Consider the following 20,026-nt stretch of genomic DNA (forward strand, 5'->3'; position numbering starts at 1 on the left):
GGGGGCGAGGCCGGGCCCACGGGCAGGCGCTTGGACATCCAGGCCGTGGAGCTGAACAGGGGGGGAGAGTCCTGATTGGTCCCAGCGCGCAGAAGTTCGGCCAGGGCCTGGGCCGCTGGGCCGCCAAGGCCGAGCTTTGGCCCCAGGTTTTTGGCGGCGCGGCGCAGAAAGTCCGGCTCCAGGGTGGCCAGGGCGGAGAGCAGCCGCGCGCGCACAGCGTCGTGCCCCGCCTCCGGCAGGGCGGCCAGCAGGGATTCCAGCCCCAGGCGCGGCAAGAGCGGCAGCAGGCGCAGGGCGGCCTGGGCGTACACCCCGCCGCCGCTCAGGAGGTCCGCCAGCATGAGGCCGAGCATTTCCGGTTCCGTGCGGGCCGCGCCCAAAAGGCGTTCCGGGGCCTCCGGCAACAGGGCCAGGCGGCGCATCTCCGTCAGCAGGGCCGCGTCGCGGGGCTCAAGGTCCGGCGGGGCGGCCAAGAGCGGCGGCATGCGGCTTGCGCCCTCGGCCCCGGCCGTGCGCAAGGCGTAGGCCAAGGCTTCGTTTTGCAGGCTGGGCAGGGCCAGGGTTTCCGCCGCCAGCAGCAGGGATTCCGCCACGGCCGGGCCGGGGTTGCCGGCAAAGGCCGCGGGCAGACTCTCGGCCAGGCCTGCGGCCAGCAGGGCCTCGCGCAGGGGGCGGGCCAGAACCGCGCCGTCCCCGGCCACGGAGGGCGCCAGAGTTTTGAGGAAAAGCAGGGCCTCGCGCGCGTCCAGGCGTCCCGAAGCGGGCAGCAGGGTGCGCAGCCAGGCGGCCAGTTGCTTGTCCTCCGGCGGGCAGTCCAGCAGCAGATCGTTCAACAGGGCCAGAAAGTCGTTTCCGGGCAGGGACTGCATGAGGGCGGCCACCTGCGGCAGGGGCAGCGCGCGCGACTGCACGTACTGGGCGGCGTGCACGCGGCCCATGCGCCCGCACACGGCCAGGAACTGGAACAGGCGGTTGGCCAGCACGGGGTCGCGCTGGGTGCGCAGCAGGGCGCCCAGCAGGAACACGCATTCCCCGGCTGCGGCCGCGGCATCGCCCAGCAGCGGGTGCGGTGCGCCGGCCCCGTGCGCGTGGGCGGCGCCGGGCAGGGCGCTTTGCACACGGGCGATGAACTCCGGCAGTTCCCTGCCCGCATCCGCGCTGCCGATGAAGAGCAGCTGGCGCAGGGCCGCCGCCGTGTCGCGCAGGATCTGGCTCATGGGCGCGGCGCGTCCTGCGCCGTTGCTTGGCTGGCGTGGACTTGAGGCGTCACTTTCGCGTCCTCGGCCGTTCCGTTAGGCCCCGGCCGCGCGGAAGGCCGCGTTGACGATGCCCTGGGCCTCGGCTTTCAGGCGTTCCAGGTGCTCTCGCCCCAGGAAGCTTTCTGCGTAGATCTTGTAGATGTTCTCCGTGCCGGAGGGCCGCGCGGCGAACCAGCCGTTTTGGGCCACCACCTTGAGCCCGCCGATGTCGGCCCCGTTGCCGGGGGCGCGGGTGAGCCGCGCGGTGATGGCCTCGCCCGCCAGGGTGCCCGCATCCACCATGTCCGGGGTCAGGCGCTTGAAGGCCGCCTTCTGCGCGGGCGTGGCTGGCGCGTCGAGGCGCTCGTACACCGGGCTGCCGAAGCGCGCCTCGAGCTCGGCGTAGGTCTCGCCCGGCTCGCGGCCGGTCTGGGCGGTTATCTCCGCGGCCAAAAGGCCCATGATGATGCCGTCCTTGTCCGTGGTCCACACGCTGCCGTCCTTGCGCAGAAAGCTCGCTCCGGCGCTTTCCTCGCCGCCGAAGCCGTAGGAGCCGTCGAGGAGGCCGTCCACGAACCACTTGAAGCCCACGGGCACCTCGGAGAGCTTGCGCCCCAGGCTGGCGGCCACGCGGTCGATCATGGAGCTTGAGACCACGGTCTTGCCCACGGCGGCGTCTTCCCTCCAGCCGGGGCGGTTGCGGAACAGATAGTCCACGGCCACGGCGAGGTAGTGGTTGGGGTTCATGAGCCCGTGGCTGCGCGTCACGATGCCGTGGCGGTCGAAGTCCGGATCGTTGCCGAAGGCCACGTCGAAGTCGTCCTTGAGGGCGATGAGTCCCTGCATGGCGTAGGGCGAGGAGCAGTCCATGCGGATCTTGCCGTCCTTGTCCACGCTCATGAACGAGAAGGTCGGGTCCACGGTCTTGTTGACCACGGTGAGGTTGAGCCCCCAGCGCTCGGCGATGGGCTCCAGGAAGCCGATGCCGGAGCCGCCCAGGGGATCGGCCCCGATCTTGAGCCCCGCCCCGGCGATGGCCTCCATGTCCAGAATGTTGCCCAGGTCGTCCACATAGGGGCGGATGTAGTCGTGCAGGTGCGTGGTGGCGGCCGCAAGCGCGCGCGCAAGGGGCATGCGCCGGACTGGGGCCAGCTTCTGGCGCAGAATCTCGTTGGCGCGGTCCTGGATGGCCTTTGTGGTGGCGGTGTCGGCCGGGCCGCCCTCGGGCGGGTTGTACTTGAAGCCGCCGTCCCGGGGCGGGTTGTGCGAGGGGGTCACCACCACGCCGTCGGCCCTGGCCGCGCCCGCGTCGCGGTTGTGCGTCAGGATGGCGTGGGAGATGACCGGCGTGGGCGTGAAGCCCTGGCCCTGGCTCGCGCCGGGCTGGATCATAACGTCCACCCCGTTGGCGGCGAAGACTTCCAGCGCGGTCTCAAGCGCCGGCAGGGAAAGGGCGTGGGTGTCCATGCCCATGTAAAGCGGGCCGGTGATTGCGGCTGCCGCGCGGTGCTCGCAGATGGCCTGGCTGATGGCCAGGATGTGGTCCTCGTTGAAGCTGCCCGCGCCGCTGGTGCCCCGGTGGCCGGAGGTGCCGAAGCTCACCAGCTGGGCGGGGTCGGCCGGGTCCGGGCGCACGGCGGTGTAGTCCGCCAGCAGGCGCGGAATGTCAGCCAGGATTTCCTTGGGCGCGGGTTTTCCCGCAAGCGGATGCGTGGCCATGGGCGGCTCCAGGATTGTGTTACGGTTTGAGGTTGCAGCGCCGGGAAAGCTCGGCCAGCTTCGCGTCCATCTCGCGCAGGCGCACGGCCATTATCTCGCAGAACACCCGGTAGAACGCGGACTGCACGGCGCAGCGGTCGCGGCCTTCCAGGCGCTCCAGGATGGCCGCGTCCATGGCGATGCACAAAGCGGGCTTGAGGGCCTTGATGGTGGCCGAGCGCGGGCTGCCGTCCACGATGCCCATTTCGCCGAACACGTCGCCCAGGCGGCGGATGACGCCCACCTGCACGCCCTTGTGGCTGATGCCGAGCTCGCCCTGGATCAGGAAGAAGACCCAGCTGTCGTACTCGCCCTCGTGGATGATGGTCTCGCCGGCCTCGTAGCGGCGCAGGCGCGAAAGATTGGCGACGGCCTTGATCTGGGCCTCATCCAGGGGGGCGAAGGCTGGAATTTTGCGGAACTGTTCCAGTATTTCGCCATTCGTGGGGTCGAATTCCTGCTCCTGCATGGGCGCCTCTTGGGGATGACTTTGGCCGACTATGCCCGAAAGCCTCCCAGCGGGCAAGAAACAAGGGGTATGCCCCGCAGGCCTGGGTCAGGGCGCAAGCAGGCCGGTCAGGCGGGCGAACTGGGCCCGCAACTCCACCGGCAGGGGAATGCCTTCGTCGGTTGCGAGCATGCCGCAGGCGCGGGCTGTTTCCTCGCGCACCAGGGCCGCGTTTTCGCTGCGCCAGCGCGGCGCGCCCTTGCGCAGGGCGCTTTCCGCCAGGGCGATGATGCGCTTGGCCCGCACCAGACTGGAATGCCGGGCGTGGACCTTGTCGCGTCCAGTGCGGGCCATTTCCGCCAGGGCCGGATCATCAAGGCCGCGCCGCGCGATGGCCGCCGCTCCGGCCGCGTCGCCGCGGGGGTAGACGAGCATGTCCTCGCCGGGGGTGAACAGCTCGCGCAGGCCGTTTTCGCAGTCCTCGGTCAACAGGGCCGCGCCGCAGGCCATGGCCTGGAAGATGCGGAAGTTCAGCTCGCCCACGGCGCACTGGTTCAGCACCAGGCGGCTGCGCGCGAACAGCGGGTGGTAGTCGCCGCGCATGTGCACCAGCGGTGCCGCGCGGCGGAAGGCTTCCAGAAAGGGCTTGCGCATGGGGTTCATGGGCGGGTCCAGGGTGCCCACGAAACAGACCGGAATGTCGCGCTCCTGGCCATTCTCGTGGCTCAGGTCGCGGTCCAGCCGCGCATCGCAGAACAGCGGGAACCACTCGGCCCGGCGGGGCAGGCGCGGGTCCTTGAACAGATGCAGGTAGTCCTTCTGCGCCACCAGGAACACGTCGTAGCCGGCGCTTGCGGGCACGTGCCAGGGGTTGCAGTACTGGTCGATGGAAAAGCCCATGGTGACGCAGGGCAGGGTCTCCAGCCCAAGCACCTGGGGCGGCTGGCACTTGTCGCACCACAGGGCCAGATCCGGACGGAAGTTCCGTGCTTCCAGCAGCTCCCACAGGCCCTTGGGCGAGAGCATCTCGCGCAGGGAAACATCGTGGCCGGGCCCCTGGCCCAAGGTCAGCACCTCGTGCCCCAGCGCGCGGAAGTCGTCTACGAAATACAGCCCTTCGATGTTCAGGATCTTCACGCCGCCCTCCTGTGGACATGCGGATTCTCTCATGGGTTACGTAGCAGCGCTTGCCTAGGGGCGCAAGGGCCGGCCGGGCGCAACGCGCGGCTTCACGCCCGGAATGCTTGATCATGCGGGGAAGCTGGGGTATGCGTAGAGAATTCCGTACGGCCCGAAAGACGCGCACCCGCCAAGACCCGCGCCGTCGGAAAAGGGAGCAGAGCATGGACGCCAGCCCGAAGAACGTGCGCGAGCACATCGCCCGGTCCAAATTCTACCTGCAGCGCAAGGACATTCTGCGCAGCCTGCGCGCCCTGGCCCAAAGCCTGGAGCTTCTGGCCGGGTCGCAGATTTTCGGGCGCGAGCGCATCGAGATCAGCATCCTCATGGAGGAGGCCGTGCGGCTTCTGGGCGAGCAGGAGGCCATCAAGCGCGCCGTGCCCGCCGGGCTTTCCTACAAGAAGGGCCAGGAGCGGGAGCTTTCCGCCAGCCTTACGCGCATGGCCGACGTGCTGGAGACCCTGCTGGGCAAGGCCGAGGTGGACGCGCGCCGCAAGCGTCTGGCCGAGCTGGACGAGCTGGTGCTGGCGGGCCAGGCCGAGCTGGACAAGAAAGAGCCCCTGGAGGCGCGCAAGATTTTCCGCCGCGCCCTGGACGGCTTCGGCGACGAGCCGGGGCTGCTGGTGGACCTGGGCAACCGGCTCATGCTGTCTGGGCTGCCCGCCGAGGCCTGCGAATATTTCCAGAAAAGCATCGACGCCACGCCCACGGACCAGCGCGCGTATGAGTATTTGGCACAGTGCCTGGACGCCACGGGCGAGGCGGTGAAGGCCGAGGAGATCCTCAAGGCGGCCATCAAGCGTTTCCGCCCCACGGAACAGATGCTGGTGCGCCTGGCCAAGGGCGCCATAGAGCGCCGCAACTGGGACGAGGCCCTGCTGTACGCCGAGAAGGCGCTGGAGGCGAACCCCACCAGCCGCGACGCCAAACGCTACGCCGACGCCGCCAGCGAACGCATCTACGGCACGGCCGGGGGCGGAAGCAAGGGCGGCCGGGGCGCCCCGCGCGAGCCCATCATCCTGTAGTCCCGTCCTCGCCCCGTCTCTAGCCCTGCTGCCCGGCCCCGCCTGTGGGCGGCTCGTTCCCGGGCGAGGGACTTTCATCCCCGCTGGCCGGCAGGCTTTGCCCCAACCGGGGGAACAGCAGCACGAAGCGCGCCCCCTGCCCGGAACGCGGGCGCACGTGGATGGCCCCGCCGTAATCCTGCATGATGCCGTAACTGATGGACAGGCCCAGGCCCGTGCCCTTGCCCACCTGCTTGGTGGTGAAGAAGGGCTCGAAGATGCGGGCCATCAGCTCCCGCGGGATGCCCGGGCCCGTGTCCGACACCTCGGCCTGCACGCCGCGCCTGCGCGCCCGCGTGCGCAGGGTGATGCGCCTGTCGCCTTCGGTGCAGGGCTCCTTGGCGCACTTGTCCTCTATGGCGTCGCGCGCGTTCAGAAGCAGGTTCATGAACACCTGCTCCAGGCGCGCCGGGTCGGCCAGCACGGGCGGCAGCTCCGCCGCCAGGTCGAAGACCACCTCGATGCCGCGCACCTGCAACTGCTGGCTGAAGAACTCGAACGCGCGGCGGATGACCTCGTTCACGTCCACGGGTACGGCGTCCTGGGCCGCGGGCTTGCGGCCGAACTCGCGCATGTGGTTGATGATGCGCGTGCTGCGTTCCACGTTGGACTGGATCTTGCCCGCGAGCGTGCGCAGGGTTTCGGCGTCCACGGCCTCGCCGCGCTCCACCTTGCGCAAAAACAGGCTCGCGGCCATGGACAGCACCGCCAGGGGCTGGTTCAGCTCATGGGCCACGCCCGTGGCCATTTCGCCCAGGGTGGCCATGCGCGAGGCCTGCACCATCTGCCGTTCGGCCTTGATGCGCTCGGTGACGTCCGTAGCCGTGGCCAGAATCACCGGCCGGTCGTCGGACTCCGAGTGGGCGGCGGTGATGCTGACGAAGAACACGCGGCCGTCCTTGGTCTGGTTGCGGGCGCGGCTCATGGTGCGGCCCTCCGCCAGGGCGACGACGCCTTCCTGGGCGTCCTCCGGCGGGAAGAGCACGGCCGCGCTCTGGCCCATGAGTTCGCCCCGGCGATAGCCGTACAGGCTGGCCGCGCTGCGGTTCAGATCCAGGATGGTCATGTTCTGCGAGCAGATGACGAAGAGCGCGCTTGGAATGTTATTGAATATATCAAGATACTTGCGCTCGCTCTTGCGCAGCTCCTCCTCCAGGCGCTTGCGGCCGGTGATGTCCAGGCACATCTCCATGGCGGCGGTGACGCGGCCGTCCTCGTCGTACAACGGGGCCGTGGTCACGATCCAGTGGGCGCGGGTGCCGTCCTTGTACACGCCCGTCTCCTCTGTGAAGTGGGGCTGGCCGTCGGCGAAGGTCTTTTCCACCGGGCAGTGCGGGCACTTTTCCGTGCGGCCCTTGTAGGCCTCGTAACAGTAGGCCCCCTTTCGGGCGTGGAACAGGTCGGCGAAGGTCTGGTTGTAGCGTAAAAGTTTGAAGTCGCGGTCCTGCACGGTGATGATGCAGGGCACGCCCTCGAACAGCTTCTGGTACAGCTGGCGCTGGTTCACGATCTCCGCGTGCTTCAGGCCGATCTCGCGGCACATGAGGGAAAAGGCGTGGGCCAGTTCGCCCAGTTCGTCGCGCTGGGGCACGCTCAGGGCGCTGCTCACCTCGCGGCCCAGGTCGCCCTTGGCCATGCGCCGGGTGACGCCGATGATGCTGCGGATGGGCCGCTGGATGAGCAGGTAGAGCACGGCGTAGAGCAGGGCGAACACCCCGGCCAGGAACACGCCCAGGCTGAGGGCGTTGGTCTCCACCAGCTGCCCCAGGGTCTCCTCCTGCTTGGTCAGGCTCATGTCGAGCACGAGCACGCCCAGCACCTTTTCCTGCGGCTTGTGGAAGTGGCAGGAGGCCGTGGCGCAGCCCTCGTCGTTGGCGATGGGGCTGAAGATGGTCAGTTGGCGCGCCCCGTTTCCGCCGGGCGTGTCCGCGCCGCCGTCCTCGATGCGCGTGCGCTCCTCCAGCTCCAGGCTGTCCGGGGGCAGGGCCCCGGCAGGCAGGGGCCGGTCGTGGCAGGCCGCGCACTGGAAGCCCTTCACCGGCCAGCGCACGCCGATGTCCTCCTCGCGGCTGGCGAACATGGCCAGGGCCTCCTTGTTCAGGATGCTGACCCCGCGCACGCCCTCCATGCGCCCGGCGCGCTCCACGATCTTCTGCAGCTCGCCGCGCTCGTTGCGCATCATGGCGCTGGAGGCGCCGCTCTTGATGGCCTCGCAGATGCGGTCGGCCTCAAGGTCGGCGTTCTTTTCCGCCAGGTCGCGGAAGCTTTGGGTGTTGAAGCGGAACAGGAACAGCGCCAGGCCGAGGATGAGCAGCACCAGGCAGCCCATGATCTTGGCCGCCAGGGGCAGGCCGGGGCGGAAGCGGTCCTGGCCCTGGTCCATGGTTGCTACGCCTGTCCTGAAGTTGCGGCGGCCGGGCCGGTTTGGGGCTGGCTTTGAGGCTGCTGAACGGGCAGCCAGGCGGTGACGCGCGTGCCTTCGCCCACGGCCGAGGCGACCTCGATGCCGCCGTGGTGCTGGGCGATGACCTGGCTGGAGATGAACAGGCCGATGCCCGTGCCCTTGCTGCCCTTGGACGAGAAGAAGAGCGTGAACATCTTCTCGCGCTCCTCGCGGCTCATGCCCACGCCGGTGTCGGTGATGGTGAAGACCACGCGGGCTTGTCCTCCGTCATGGCCCTCGCCGTCCTGCTCCACGGCGCAGCGGAAGGAGAGCTCGCGCGTGCGGCCCGTGGTTTCGCTCAGGCAGGCGTCCACGGCGTTTTCCAGAAAATTCACCAGGGCCGAGGAGAGCGCCGTGGTGTCGGCCTCGAACACGCCCTCGGCTTCGCTGAAGTCCCGCGTGAAGCGGATGTTGTTGGCCGCGGCCTTGGGCTCCACGATCATGGCCAGGTCCTCGGCGAAGGAGCGCACCGGATGCTCCGAAATGTCCAGGTCGCGGCTCTTGGCGTAGTAGAGGATGTCCAGCACCATCTTGCGGATGCGCTCCACCCGGTGGCGCACCACCTCCCAGCCGCTGCGGATCTTGGCCACGTCGCCCTTGTTCAGACCGGACTCCACCCGGTACATGCCGCCATCAAGCCCCATGACCAGACCCTTGACCCCGTGGGACATGCTGCCGAGCATCATGCCCAGCGAGCTCAAGTGGTCCTGCAGCTGGCGTATCTGGGTGATGTCCGTCGAGACTTCCATGACCTTCTCCACCCGGCCGTGCTCGTCCAGAAGGGGCGCAGTCCAGATGAGCAGGTTGCGCGCCTGGCCCTGGGCGTCCGTCACCACGGTCTCGGCCTGGTGGCGGCCGCCGTCCTCGAAGGTGGCCAGGATGGGGCAGTCCGGGCAGGGCTCGGCCCTGTGCTTGTAGGCCTCGAAGCAGGGCTGGCCGAGGGCCTTGTCCTGGAGGCAGCCGAACTCGCGCAGGAAGGTGCGGTTGGCCTCCACGATGTTCAGGGAGCGGTCCTGCACGGTGATGGCGCAGGGCACGGCGTCGAAAAGATCGCGGTAGCGCCGGTGGCTCTGCACCAGCTCCGCGTGCAGGCGCTCCACCTCGGTCATGTCCACGGCCACTTCCAGCACCATGGCCGTGCCTTTCTCGTCGCCGCTGATGGGCGTGGTGGAGACGAGGGCGTGGAAGGGCTGGCCGTCCACGCCGTAAAGCGTTTCGCGGCTCTGCACCGGACGGCCCGTGGCGAGGGTCTGGTCCACGGGGCAGCCCACGCCGCCTGGGTAGGCCTCGCCATAGGCCGCGCACGATTCGCGCCCCTCCGGCTCGCCCAGGCGTTCGCGGTACAGCGCGTTGGCGGTGATCACCCGGCCCTCGCGGTTGTGGATGGACACGAAGCAGGGCAGATCGCCCAGCGAACTGCCGCCGCCGGGCTCGCTGGCCACGAAGCGCATGGCCGAGGACAGGCCCTCGACGATCTGCCGGGCGGCCAGCCTGCGCTCCAGGTCCACCAGGCGGGCGCTTTTCTCGGCCACCAGGCGTTCCAGGTTCAGGGTGTGCTCGCGCACCTGGCGCTTGAGGGCGATGCGCTCCCGCGCCTTGTTCAGGCTGTGCTCCAAGAGGGCCACGTCGATGGGCTTGGTGATGAAATCGGACGCTCCGAGCTTGAGGCTCTGGATGGCCAGCTCCATGTCCGCGTGGCCGGAGATCATGACGACCTCCGTATCGGGCAGGTGGGCTTTTATGGCGGCCAGCAAGCCGATGCCGTCGAGGCCGGGCATCTTGATGTCCGTCAGCACGATGGGGGCTTCGACGGTGCGGAAAAGGGACAGGGCCATCTCGCCGTCCGGCGCGGTGAGGACGTTGAAGCCCAGGTCGTCGAGCAGCATGGACAACAGTTCGCGGATGTCCGCCTCGTCGTCCACAAGCAGGACGGTTTCGCGGCCCGCTTCGCGAACGGTTTCGCGGCTCGCCTCGCGGATGGGCTCGCACCCCGCTTCGCGCAAGGGCTCGCGTGAGGAATCGCGTGTGGCGGCTGCTTCGGGCATCGGAGCGGGCATCGGTGCGGACATGGCTGCGCGCGTTGTTTCGGGCGTGTGCTGGCTGAGGGGAGCGGCGCTGGCGGGCGGAAGGCGGCGAAAAATGGGGGGCGGCGCTCATGGCCTGCCTCCCGCCCGCCGGGGCGCTGCTACTTCAGCATGCTGCCGACCAGAGCCAGGAGCGCGGCGGGCTCCACGGGCTTCTGCAGCACGGGGATGTCCTTGCTGAGCGCGGGCGGGCGCGGGCCCACGCCGCTAATGACGATGACCGGGGTGTTCTTCAGGGCTTCTTCCTTGCGCAGGCCGATGTAGAACATGGTGCCGGCCTTTTCGGGCATGTCCATGTCGAGGGTGATGAGATCGGGCTTGTAGGCCGCGATCTTCTTCAGGGCTTCCGCGCCGTTGTAGGCCTTCTCGGTGGTGAAGCCGTTGTCCGTGAAGATTTCGTCCAGGAAGTCGACCACTGCCGGGTCATCGTCCACGATGAGGATCTTCTTGCTCATGGCTGGCTCCTGCCGTCTTTGCGGCGGGTGGGGGTTATGCGCGGCCCGGCTTTCCTTGTCCCTCTCATGCGGAGAAGGGGGGCGCCAGACCCGTTTGAAGGGGCCGGGCCGCGCTTTTCGGACTGCTGCCGTCGGCCGGGGGGCGGTGTCGGACGCGCCCCGGCCGGAAACCGGCAGAGCCGTCTAGTCCTTCAGCTTGCCCAGGCTCTTGGTGAACTCCAGCATGACGCCGAGACCCTTGCGGGCTTCCTTGCTGCTCATGCCGGCCACCAGGCCAAGGGGACCGCACTCCTTGCAGGAGTTCAGGTCCACGTCGCCCATCATGTCGGCCAGCTTTTCCAGCATCTCGCGCGCCTGCGGCGTGCTGAGCTTCTTGATCAGGCCGAGCATGGAGACGAAGCCGTCGCCCATGACTTCGATGTCTTCGGGCGTGTAGGCCCGGGCCATCTTGCCACGCACTTCGACCATGGCCTTGTACATGCGGAACACGCCCTTCTGCTCCATCTCGTCCAGGAACTCGATGCCCTTGGGCACGGCCGAGTGCAGCAGGGGCTCGATGGTGCCCCAGAGATCGATGATGTTCTCCAGCTGCTCCAGCACGTAGGTGATGTTCTTGATGCTGCGCATGAAGCGCTTGAGCAGCGCGAACACGTCTTCCAGCTGGAAGCCCTGCTCCACGTCGCCGAACTCCTTCATCAGGGTCTTGAAGGCGTCGTGCAGAATGGGCGTCAAATCGTGCTTCAGTTCCTGCCAACCCTGGGAGGCGTCGACCAGCTGCTTCAGCTGCGCCTCCATGCCCTCCAAGCGTTTGAGAACCAGTTCTTCCTGACTCATGGTGCTCTCCTGCATATTAGGCGTTGGTCAGCTGGTGACGCATCTTGCCAGCCATGAACATCTGGGATTCCAGCGGCAGCTCGTGACCCTTGAGCATCAGGTTGAAGTACACCCACTTGAACATCATCTTGCCCCAGTAGTTGAAGTGGCTTTCGCCCAGGAGCGAGAAGGGGCCGAGGCCGGGGAAGGGGTACTTACCTTCGAGGGGCTCGACCTTGTAGTTGAAGTCGATGAGGAAGGCCTGCTCGTAGCCGGACACGATGAAGCAGGTGCTGTGGCCGTCGAAGTCCGGGCGGGGCTCTTCGCCGTCGATCTCGCGCAGGAGGTTGGCGCAGACGATGTCGGCCTGGTAGTGGGCCACGCTGCCGGCCTTGGAGGTGGGGCAGTTGGTGGCGTCGCCGATGACGTAGCAGTTCTCGATGTTCTTGGCCTTCAGGGTGTGCTTGTCGGTGTCGACGTAGCCCATGGCGTCGCCCAGGTCGGAGTCGATGATGATCTGGGAGCCGAAGTTGGGCGGAATGGAGACGAGCAGATCGTAGTCCACGGTCTCGCCCTTCACGGACTCGATGGTCTTGTCGCCCACGTTGACGCCGGCGATTTCAAAGTTCGGCACGATCTTGATGTTCTTCTGCTCGCAGATCTTGTTCAGCACGCTGGCGGCCACGGGCTTGGTGAAGGCGCCGGTGAGCGGGGTCACGAGCTCGATCTCGATGTCCTTGCGCACGCCGTTGACGGTGAAGAACCAGTCGGCCAGGTACACGAATTCCAGCGGGGCCACCGGGCACTTGATGGGCATTTCGGCGATGTTCAGCACCACCTTGCCCTTCTTGTAGTATTTCAGCTTCTTCTGCAGGGCCAGGGCGCCGTCGGGGGTGTAGAAGTCGTGGATGTTGCCGCGCCAGTCGTCCATCATGCCTTCGATCTCATCGGGCATGATGCGGCAGCCGGTGCCGATGACCAGCCAGTCGTAGTCGTACGCGCCGTTCTCGGTGGTCACGAGCTTCTTGCTGGGGTCGATGTTGGTGATGGTGTCCTGCACGAAGGTAACGCCCTCGGGGATGAAGTCCTTCTTGGGCTTCATGCAGTCGTCCATGGAGTAGACGCCGAAGGGCACGAACAACCACCCCGCCTGGTAGTGATGCTTCCAGTCGCGGTCGATGACCGTGATCTTCCAGTCTTCGCCAAGGGATTTGGCCATCTTGGCGGCAACGATGGTGCCGCCGGCGCCGGAACCGAGAATGAGCAGTTTCTTCATGATCTTCTCCTTTAGGGGTGCATGGAAATTTGAAGCGTCCAATGAAGCATGCTTTGGTCAAACAAGGCGGGGCCGCCCGGTTGGGCGCGGGGCGGGCAGCCCGCTCCCCGGTTTCCTCCGTCTGGCGAGGCGGCCGCGGCCTTTGGCCTGGACCGGCTCGTCGAGTTTTTCCGGCGCCAGCTCGGCGCGGGTTGCGCGCGCGGCGCGCTCGGTTCTGGCCTTGCGGCTGGGGCAGGTGTCGGTCGGTCCGCTCATGAAATCGGCCAGGGTGGTGGCGCGGAACTTCATCTCCATGTGCCGGGAGATGTCGATCCACACGCTGCCGGTGGGGCAGCCCTCCATGAGCAGGCAGTCGGCGTCGGATTCGCAGCACTGGGGCTTGAACACCGCGCCCTCCATGGTGGTCAGCACGTCGGCCAGGGTGATCTGCTCCGGCCTGCGGCCAAGAACGTAGCCGCCGGTGGCGCCGCGCACGCTCTTGATGAGCCCGGTGCTCTTGAGGGGGCGGATGATCTTCTCCAGCAGCTTGATGGAGATGCCGATGGTGACGGACAGGACCGAGGCGCGCATGGGCGTCTCGAAGCCGTGGTGCGCCAGTTCGAGGAGGATGCGCGTGGCGTGGCAGGTGCGCGCTGTTGGTTTCATGCCTCTCCCGTTTGTGTTCGCCCTGCCAGGCGGAAATCTGGCCCGCAGGGGTGACTTGAGTGTGCCAATCGCGATTCGTGCAATAGCAATAGAATCAATAGCGATAGAATCAATCACGATTAGGTGAGTCGGGAATAAACAGAATGGCCCCCCTGCGTCAAGGGAATTGTGAAAAATGGCGCAATTAAAATTTTAAGTATGTTATTTTAATCTGATGCGCGAATTCCCCCCTGGGGTTTCGGGCGCAAAAAAATATCCCGGCCTGGTGCCGGGATTTGAGGAGAGGGGACAGGAAAGGGGGAGAGGCGGCCCTGACGGGTGCCGTGGTCTAGCAGGCGCAGCCGTGGGAGTGGTTCAGTATCTCGTCGTCCTGCAGGTCGCGGATGGTGATGCCTTCAAGCTCGGCCTCCATGACCTGGGTGACGCGGATCCAGGCGCGGTGGCTGCGGCAGGTTTCGGACCGGTGGCAGGTCTTGGGGTTCTCGCAGCACTGGGTCAGGCAGAGGTTGCCCTCGATGATGCGGATGATGCGCGCAAGGCTGATGTCCTCCGGCTTCTCGGACAGCACGTAGCCCCCGGCCGCGCCCCGGGTGCTTTGCACCAGGTTGGCTTTCTTGAGGGGCTTCAGGATCTGCTCGATGAAGCGCACGGAAACGCCCGTGCGTTCCGAGATGTCTGCGGTGCGCACCGGCCCGTGCTCATCATGGATGGCCAGGTCGAGGAGGATGCGCACGGCGTAGCGCGCCTTGGCGGAGAGTTTCATGGGCCTCGTTTGCTCGTGTTGTGTGCGGCGAAAATCAGGGGCGGTGGCCTTCCCCTTTGCGGGCATATGCCACAACGGGCATGTTTTGGCAATGCTGCGGTTCTTTTGCCGCAGGCGGCGCAACTGCACGGGACCAGCCGCCACGTGCGGAAAAGGCGAGAAATACGTATATTGGGAGGGAGCTCCACGCCATCCTGCCGGTCGGCTGGACTTGCGTGCCGTAATTGGATAGGGCTGGGCCTTCCCATTCTTGTCGCGGAGTTGCCGCCCGGAGTCTGTGTTCCGGCGTGGTAAGGGGGCTCATGAGGTCGTTTTTCTCCTGGTCCATTCGTACGCATTTGCTGCTTTTGGTTCTTGCCGCCGCCATTCCCGCCCTTGCGCTGGTGTGGTGGAGCGGGCAGGAGCTGGAACGACAGGCCGTGCACCGCGCCCAGGAAACCACCATGCAGCTGGCCGCGGGCATGGCGGACGAACTGGAGCAGGTGGAGGAGCACGCCCGTGTGCTTTTGACCACCCTGGCCCAGGTGCCTTCCATCCGCCAGATGGACAAGCGCGCCGCCACCGCGCTGTTGACCCAGTTGAACCGCCAGAACCCGGCCTATGCCAGCATATTCCTCGCTACCCCGGCGGGCAAGATTCTCGCCCTGTCTTTTCCTTTCCCGGAAATGATTGATATAACCAGCCGCAAATATTACAAAGATGTGCTGCGCACCCGCGCCTTTTCCGTGGGCGAATACGCCGTGAGCCTGACCACGAAGCGCCCTGTGATCCACTTCGCGCTGCCCGTGCTGGGCGAGGGCGGCGAACTCATCGGCATCGTTGCCGCGGGCTATGATCTGGGCACCCTGGCGCAGAACTTCAGCTCCGCGGGCCTGCCCGAGGGCTCGTCCATGGCCTTGTCCGACTCCAAGGGCGTGCGGCTGTTCCGCTACCCGGATTCCGAACGTTGGGTGGGGCAGATGGAGCCGCGCGACATGTGGCTGGGCCTGCTGAACCTGGGCGAGGAGGGCCTGACCCTGGCCGAGGGCGCGGACGGAGTGCGCAGGCTGTATGCCGTGAAGCGCCTGCGCGCGCACAAGGACGACACCGCCTTTCTGCTTTTGCGCGTGGGCATCCCGGAGGCCAAAGCCCTGGCCGAGACCCGGCGCATCCAGTCGCGCAATGTGGCGCTCATGCTGGGGGCCACCATGTTGGCCGCCGCCCTGGCCTTCATGCTCGGCAATCTGCTCATCATGCGCCGGGTGGAGCGGCTGACCACGGCGGCCCAGCGCCTGCGCGACGGTGATCTCTCCGCGCGCTCCGGCCTGGGGCACGATGAGGGCGAGCTTGGCAAGCTTGCGGAATCGTTCGATGACATGGCCCTGGCTCTGGCCACGCGCGAAACCGAGCGCCTGGAGTCCGAGGCGAAGCTGCGCCACCAGGCCCTGTACGATCCCTTGACCGGCCTGGCCAACCGCACCCTGGCGCTGGACCGCGTGCAGCAGGCGCTGGAGCGCTGCAAGCGCCGCGACGACGTGTTTTACGCCGTGGTGACCTTGGACCTGGACCGCTTCAAGGTCATCAACGACAGCCTGGGCCACGCCGTGGGCGACCAGGTGCTGGAGACCGTGGCCCGGCGCATTGTGGGCACTTTGCGCGGGCTGGACACCGTGGCGCGCTTCGGCGGCAACGAGTTCATCCTGCTCCTGGAGGAACTGGCCACGCCGGGCGAGGCCATCCGCATCGTCAAGCGCCTGCGCCAGGTGGTGATGGAGCCCGTGCCCGTGGCCGGGCGCGAGGTGCAGACCTCGGCCAGCTTCGGCATCGTGCTTTCGCCCAATGCTTTTGAGCGGGCGGAGGACCTGCTGCAAAGCGCGGCCATTGCCCTGCATGCGGTGAAACAAAGCGGCCGTGGCCGTTTCAAGGTCTTCACCCCGCGCATGCTGATGCACGCGGTGGAGCGCCTGACCCTGGAGCAGGAGCTGCGCCAGGGCCTGGAACAGAACCAGTTCGTGGTCTATTACCAACCCATCTGGGCTCTTTCGAGCACGCGGCTGGTGGGTTTCGAGGCGCTGGTGCGCTGGGCCCACCCGGAGCGCGGCATGGTCGGCCCAGGCTCGTTCATCGCCCTGGCCGAGGAGACCGGCATCATCCTGGAACTGGGCCGGCTGGTGCTTTCCCGCGCCTGCGCCGACCTGGCCCAGTGGCGCGAGCGCGACCCGGCCGCGCGCAAGCTCTTCGTGGCCGTGAACCTTTCGAACAAGCAGTTTTCGCAGCACACTCTGGTGGAGCAGGTCTCGGAGATCTTGCGGAGCACGCGCCTGCCTGCCGACCGCCTGAAGCTCGAAATTACCGAGTCGAACATCATGGTCAACGCCGAAAGCGCCCTGGTGATGCTCAAGCGTTTGAAAGCCCTGGGCGTGGCCATCAGCATCGACGACTTCGGCACCGGCTATTCGTCCCTGTCGTATCTGCAACGCTTCCCGGTGGATACGCTCAAGGTGGACCGCAGCTTCGTGGGCCGCCTGGGGCTCGACCCGGAGAATCAGGAGATCGTGCGGGCCATTGTCGCCCTGGCCCACAGCCTGGGGCTCGAAGTGGTGGCCGAGGGCGTGGAGGAGAGCGGTCAGGCGGCCATGCTGAAGGCCCTGGGCTGCGAATGCGTGCAGGGCTTCTATTTCTCGCGCCCGCTGGATGGCGACCGCGCCCAGGAGACCATCGGCACCAGCATGGAGGGCCGCTAGGCCAGCCAGCCGCAACAAAGAGAGGGGGACCCGCCGTTGCCGCACACCGCAGGCCGCAGGCTGGACCTGCGGGAATACCTCGCCGTGGCCCGGTCCATACTGGCCAACGAGCGCACTTTTCTTGCCTACCAGCGCACGGCTCTGGGCCAGCTGGCCGTGGCCGCCACCTTCATCCATTTTTTCGACCACCCGGTCCTGACCACGGTTGGCTGGTTTCTGGTGCCGTCTTCGGTCGTCACCATGGGGCTTGGCGTGCTGCGCTACCGGCGCATGCGCTCGCTCATCCGCCAGTTGGAGGAACAGACCCGCAGGCAGGAGCAGGCCCTTGGCCAGATGGACCAAGCAAGCCAAACGGGTCAAGCAAATCAGCCGAACCAGCCGAACCAGCCAAATCAGCCAAGCCAGACCCGCTAGACAAGCCTTGCCGCGTTAGACACGCGGACGACCGCGCCCGCCAGCCGGGAAAGCACCGACGGCTGAGTCCTCGGCCTCCTGCAGCCGCCCCGCACAAAGAAGCCCCCCGGAGCAGTCCAGGGGGCTTTTCGTTTGTGTCGCTGGCGCGGGACGGCTCAGTCCTGGAGCTTGAGCCCCGCGAAGCCCCTTTCCGGGTCGGCGCAGAGTTCCTCCAGGCCCAGCATGAAACGCGAGGCGTGCAGCCCGTCGGCCAAACCGTGGTGCAGATGCAGGTTCACAGCCAGCACGATCGCCTCTCCCCTGGGCTGAAAGCGCCCCCAGACTATGCGGGGGATGGAGTCCTGCGGGACCTGGGGCATGGGGTGGCTTACGGATGTGAAATGGACCCAGGGCAGGCAGCTTATGTAGAGCACGTCCTGGGCCGTGGCGGCCAGGGGCGGGGCGTCCGCGTGCTTGATGCGGTCGCGCTGCGCGCGCGTGTCGGCGAGGAAGGCGTTGGGGTCGTCCTGGTAGCGGGCCGCGCAGAAACGCAGCTCGCCGTCGTGGGCCAGCAGGGTGAAGGAAGGGTGGACCACCTCGTGCTCGTACACCTCGCCGTCCTGGATGCGCAGCCGCAGTTCCGGGACCGCGTTGGCCGCCTTGGTCACGAGGTAGATCATGCCCAGGTATGAGGCCACCCCGCGCTGGTTCATGAACTCACGCGCGCGCGTCACGTCGACCTCGCAGGTGAGTGACCAGTAGGGCCACTGCATGGCGCTGAAATACCGGTACTGGTCGCGCCTGCCCCAGGTCTCCATGTCGATGCGTTTCACCTGCGTCTCCTGTGTATGCTGTCTGCCTGGGGCACAGTAGCGGGCTCTGTGCCTGGGGGCAAGAGCCGGAGCGGGTTCGGGTGTGGGCCGCGCGCGCGGCGGGCCAATCGCGTCAGGTCAATCGCGACGGGTCAATCGCGGCAGGCCAAGAAAAAGCCCCCCGGAGGATTCCAGGGGGCTTGCTGATCGTTTTTGGGTGCGGCGGCCTAGGCGTTTTCCAGCTCGCGCATCAGCGCCAGCAGGTTCTCCACCTGGGCCAGCAGGCCGTTCACGGCCTCCACGGCCTCGCTCATGGCCTCAGAGGTTTCCGAGGCGGTGCGGTTCACGTCGTCAAGGGAGCGGTTGATCTCCTCGCTGGCGGTGGACTGCTCGCCGCTGGCGGCGGCGATGGAGCGCACCTGGATGGAAGAGCTTTCGACCAGGGCCACTATGCCGGTGAGGGCCTCGCCGGAATCCTTGGCCAGGCCCGTGGCCTCATCGATGCGCGCCACGGCCAGATCCACGCTCTTGACGTTGTCGCGCGTGCCCTGCTGGATGCCGCCGATGGCCTGGGCCACCTCGCGCGTGGCGTTCATGGTCTTTTCGGCCAGCTTGCGCACTTCGTCGGCCACCACGGCGAAGCCGCGTCCGGCGTCGCCCGCGCGCGCGGCCTCGATGGCGGCGTTCAGGGCCAGCAGGTTGGTCTGGTCGGCGATGTCGTTGATGACACTCATGACCTGGCCGATGCCGTCGGCCTGCTTGCCCAGCTGGGCCATGTTGGTCTTGAGCCCTTGGGCCTGCACGGAGACGTCCTGGATGGCCAGCACCAGGCTGTTCACCACGCCCGCGCCCTGCTGGGCCTTCTCCTTGGCCTGGTCGGCGGCCTCTGCCGCCTGGCCGGCGCTGCTGGCCACGGCGGAAACCGTGGCGTTCATCTCCTCCATGGCCGTGGCCGTTTCGGTGATGCGGTCCTTCTGGAAGTCGGAGCCCCGGCGCGAGGTGTCGATGCGGCCGGAGATGTCTCGGCTCACCTCGCCGATGGCCTGGCACACGTCGCGCAGCTTGGCGGCCGCCTGCAGCAGGCCCTGGCGGGTGGCCAGGGCGGCCTGCTGCTTGGCCTGGTCGGCCTCGGCCGTGGCGGCGCGGGCCACCTTGGCCTCTTCCTCGGCCAGGCGCGTGCTTTGCTCGGCCTCGCCGATCTTGTCGCGCAGGGTGCCCACCATCTTTTCCATGGCGTTTTGCAGAGTGCCCATCTCGCCGTGGAAGGACTCGTTCGCGCGGGCGTTCAGGTCGCCCGCGGCGATGTCGCCCGCAACCACGCACAGGCTGGCGATCGGGCGCGAGATCATGCGCACCAGCAGGAACACCGCCCCGCCGATGACGAGCACGAGGCCGGCCATGATGCCCGCCAGCCAGTTGCGCAGAATCACCACCTTGGCGTGGATGTCGTCCACGTAGAGCCCGGTGCCGATGATCCAGCCCCAGGGCTTGTACAGGCGCACGAAAGAGATCTTGGGATAGCTTTCCGAAGTGACGCCGCCCTCCTTCTTGGGCTTGGGCCAGGAGTACCCCACAAAGCCCTGTTCGGACTTTTCGCACACTTCCACAAAGGCCTGGAACAGGTTCTTGGCGCCGCCGGGAAACTCCTGCCTTTGGGCGTTCATGTCGTCGCCCAGCCAGAAGCTGTCGGCCTTGTTGAACTTCGGGTCGTCCAGCACCTTGCCCTCAAGGGCGGGCACGGTGGGATGCATGACGGTGACGGGATAGGGCCGCGCATTGTCCGTGATGAAGAAATACTCGTTGTTGCCGTAGCGCATGTTGCGCAGGCGGGTGGCGGCGCGCTTCTTGGCTTCCTCGGGCGTGAACTCGCCCTTGTCCACGCGGGTTTGGTATTCGCTCACCAGACTGTAGGCCAGGTCCAGGGTGTCGGTG

At 67.0% G+C, this 20,026-nt stretch carries 16 protein-coding genes; 3 read left to right on the forward strand and 13 right to left on the reverse strand.

The window, feature by feature from the left end; all coding sequences use genetic code 11:
• The 4 genes from VN419_RS02275 to VN419_RS02290 all read right to left on the reverse strand — a co-directional run.
• The coding region (locus tag VN419_RS02275; RefSeq protein ID WP_325644008.1) for a hypothetical protein at window positions 1-1,217 on the reverse strand (1,217 nt) is incomplete at its 3' end.
• Between the two features lie 75 nt (window positions 1,218-1,292).
• A complete protein-coding gene (pgm, locus tag VN419_RS02280) occupies window positions 1,293-2,957 on the reverse strand; it encodes a phosphoglucomutase (alpha-D-glucose-1,6-bisphosphate-dependent) (RefSeq protein WP_325644010.1) in 1,665 nt (554 codons plus the stop codon).
• A 19-nt stretch (window positions 2,958-2,976) separates the two neighbouring features.
• Window positions 2,977-3,465, reverse strand: a complete 489-nt coding sequence (locus VN419_RS02285) for a cyclic nucleotide-binding domain-containing protein (RefSeq protein WP_325644012.1) — start codon at window positions 3,463-3,465, stop codon at window positions 2,977-2,979.
• An 87-nt stretch (window positions 3,466-3,552) separates the two neighbouring features.
• The gene (locus tag VN419_RS02290) at window positions 3,553-4,581 is read right to left on the reverse strand and encodes a glycosyltransferase family protein (protein WP_325644014.1); all 1,029 of its coding nucleotides are present in this window, start codon (window positions 4,579-4,581) and stop codon (window positions 3,553-3,555) included.
• A 206-nt stretch (window positions 4,582-4,787) separates the two neighbouring features.
• Here VN419_RS02290 and VN419_RS02295 point away from each other — a divergent pair, with 206 nt between their 5' ends.
• On the forward strand, window positions 4,788-5,648 hold the full coding sequence (locus tag VN419_RS02295; protein ID WP_325644016.1) for a tetratricopeptide repeat protein: 861 nt from the start codon (window positions 4,788-4,790) through the stop codon (window positions 5,646-5,648).
• Window positions 5,649-5,667: 19 nt separating this feature from the next.
• Here the strand turns inward: VN419_RS02295 and VN419_RS02300 are convergent, their stop codons facing one another.
• The 7 genes from VN419_RS02300 to VN419_RS02330 form a co-directional block, all read right to left on the reverse strand.
• On the reverse strand, window positions 5,668-8,070 hold the full coding sequence (locus VN419_RS02300) for a PAS domain S-box protein (RefSeq protein WP_325644018.1): 2,403 nt from the start codon (window positions 8,068-8,070) through the stop codon (window positions 5,668-5,670).
• Window positions 8,071-8,075: 5 nt separating this feature from the next.
• Window positions 8,076-10,175: a hybrid sensor histidine kinase/response regulator gene (locus tag VN419_RS02305; RefSeq protein ID WP_325644020.1), complete on the reverse strand. Its 2,100-nt coding sequence runs from the start codon at window positions 10,173-10,175 to the stop codon at window positions 8,076-8,078.
• A 140-nt stretch (window positions 10,176-10,315) separates the two neighbouring features.
• On the reverse strand, window positions 10,316-10,669 hold the full coding sequence (locus tag VN419_RS02310; RefSeq protein WP_325644022.1) for a response regulator: 354 nt from the start codon (window positions 10,667-10,669) through the stop codon (window positions 10,316-10,318).
• Between the two features lie 183 nt (window positions 10,670-10,852).
• A complete protein-coding gene (locus tag VN419_RS02315) occupies window positions 10,853-11,503 on the reverse strand; it encodes a DUF1641 domain-containing protein (RefSeq protein ID WP_325644024.1) in 651 nt (216 codons plus the stop codon).
• 16 nt (window positions 11,504-11,519) lie between these two features.
• Window positions 11,520-12,758, reverse strand: coding sequence for a type III sulfide quinone reductase, selenoprotein subtype (gene sqr, locus VN419_RS02320; protein ID WP_325644026.1), 1,239 nt, complete (start codon window positions 12,756-12,758; stop codon window positions 11,520-11,522).
• A gap of 57 nt (window positions 12,759-12,815) precedes the next feature.
• Complete coding sequence (locus tag VN419_RS02325) at window positions 12,816-13,403, reverse strand: Rrf2 family transcriptional regulator (protein WP_325644028.1); 588 nt, start codon at window positions 13,401-13,403, stop codon at window positions 12,816-12,818.
• 328 nt (window positions 13,404-13,731) lie between these two features.
• A complete protein-coding gene (locus VN419_RS02330; protein ID WP_325644030.1) occupies window positions 13,732-14,166 on the reverse strand; it encodes an Rrf2 family transcriptional regulator in 435 nt (144 codons plus the stop codon).
• Window positions 14,167-14,468: 302 nt separating this feature from the next.
• Here VN419_RS02330 and VN419_RS02335 point away from each other — a divergent pair, with 302 nt between their 5' ends.
• Window positions 14,469-16,889, forward strand: a complete 2,421-nt coding sequence (locus VN419_RS02335; RefSeq protein WP_325644032.1) for a bifunctional diguanylate cyclase/phosphodiesterase — start codon at window positions 14,469-14,471, stop codon at window positions 16,887-16,889.
• 36 nt (window positions 16,890-16,925) lie between these two features.
• Complete coding sequence (locus VN419_RS02340) at window positions 16,926-17,303, forward strand: DUF202 domain-containing protein (protein WP_325644034.1); 378 nt, start codon at window positions 16,926-16,928, stop codon at window positions 17,301-17,303.
• Between the two features lie 155 nt (window positions 17,304-17,458).
• Here VN419_RS02340 and VN419_RS02345 read toward each other — a convergent pair whose 3' ends face one another.
• The gene (locus VN419_RS02345) at window positions 17,459-18,115 is read right to left on the reverse strand and encodes a CatA-like O-acetyltransferase (protein ID WP_325644036.1); all 657 of its coding nucleotides are present in this window, start codon (window positions 18,113-18,115) and stop codon (window positions 17,459-17,461) included.
• Between the two features lie 206 nt (window positions 18,116-18,321).
• Window positions 18,322-20,026 (reverse strand): methyl-accepting chemotaxis protein (locus tag VN419_RS02350; protein WP_325644039.1); only part of this gene is annotated, 1,705 nt, incomplete at its 5' end.

It is taken from the genome of Humidesulfovibrio sp., assembly GCF_035560995.1.
Taxonomy (GTDB): domain Bacteria; phylum Desulfobacterota; class Desulfovibrionia; order Desulfovibrionales; family Desulfovibrionaceae; genus Humidesulfovibrio.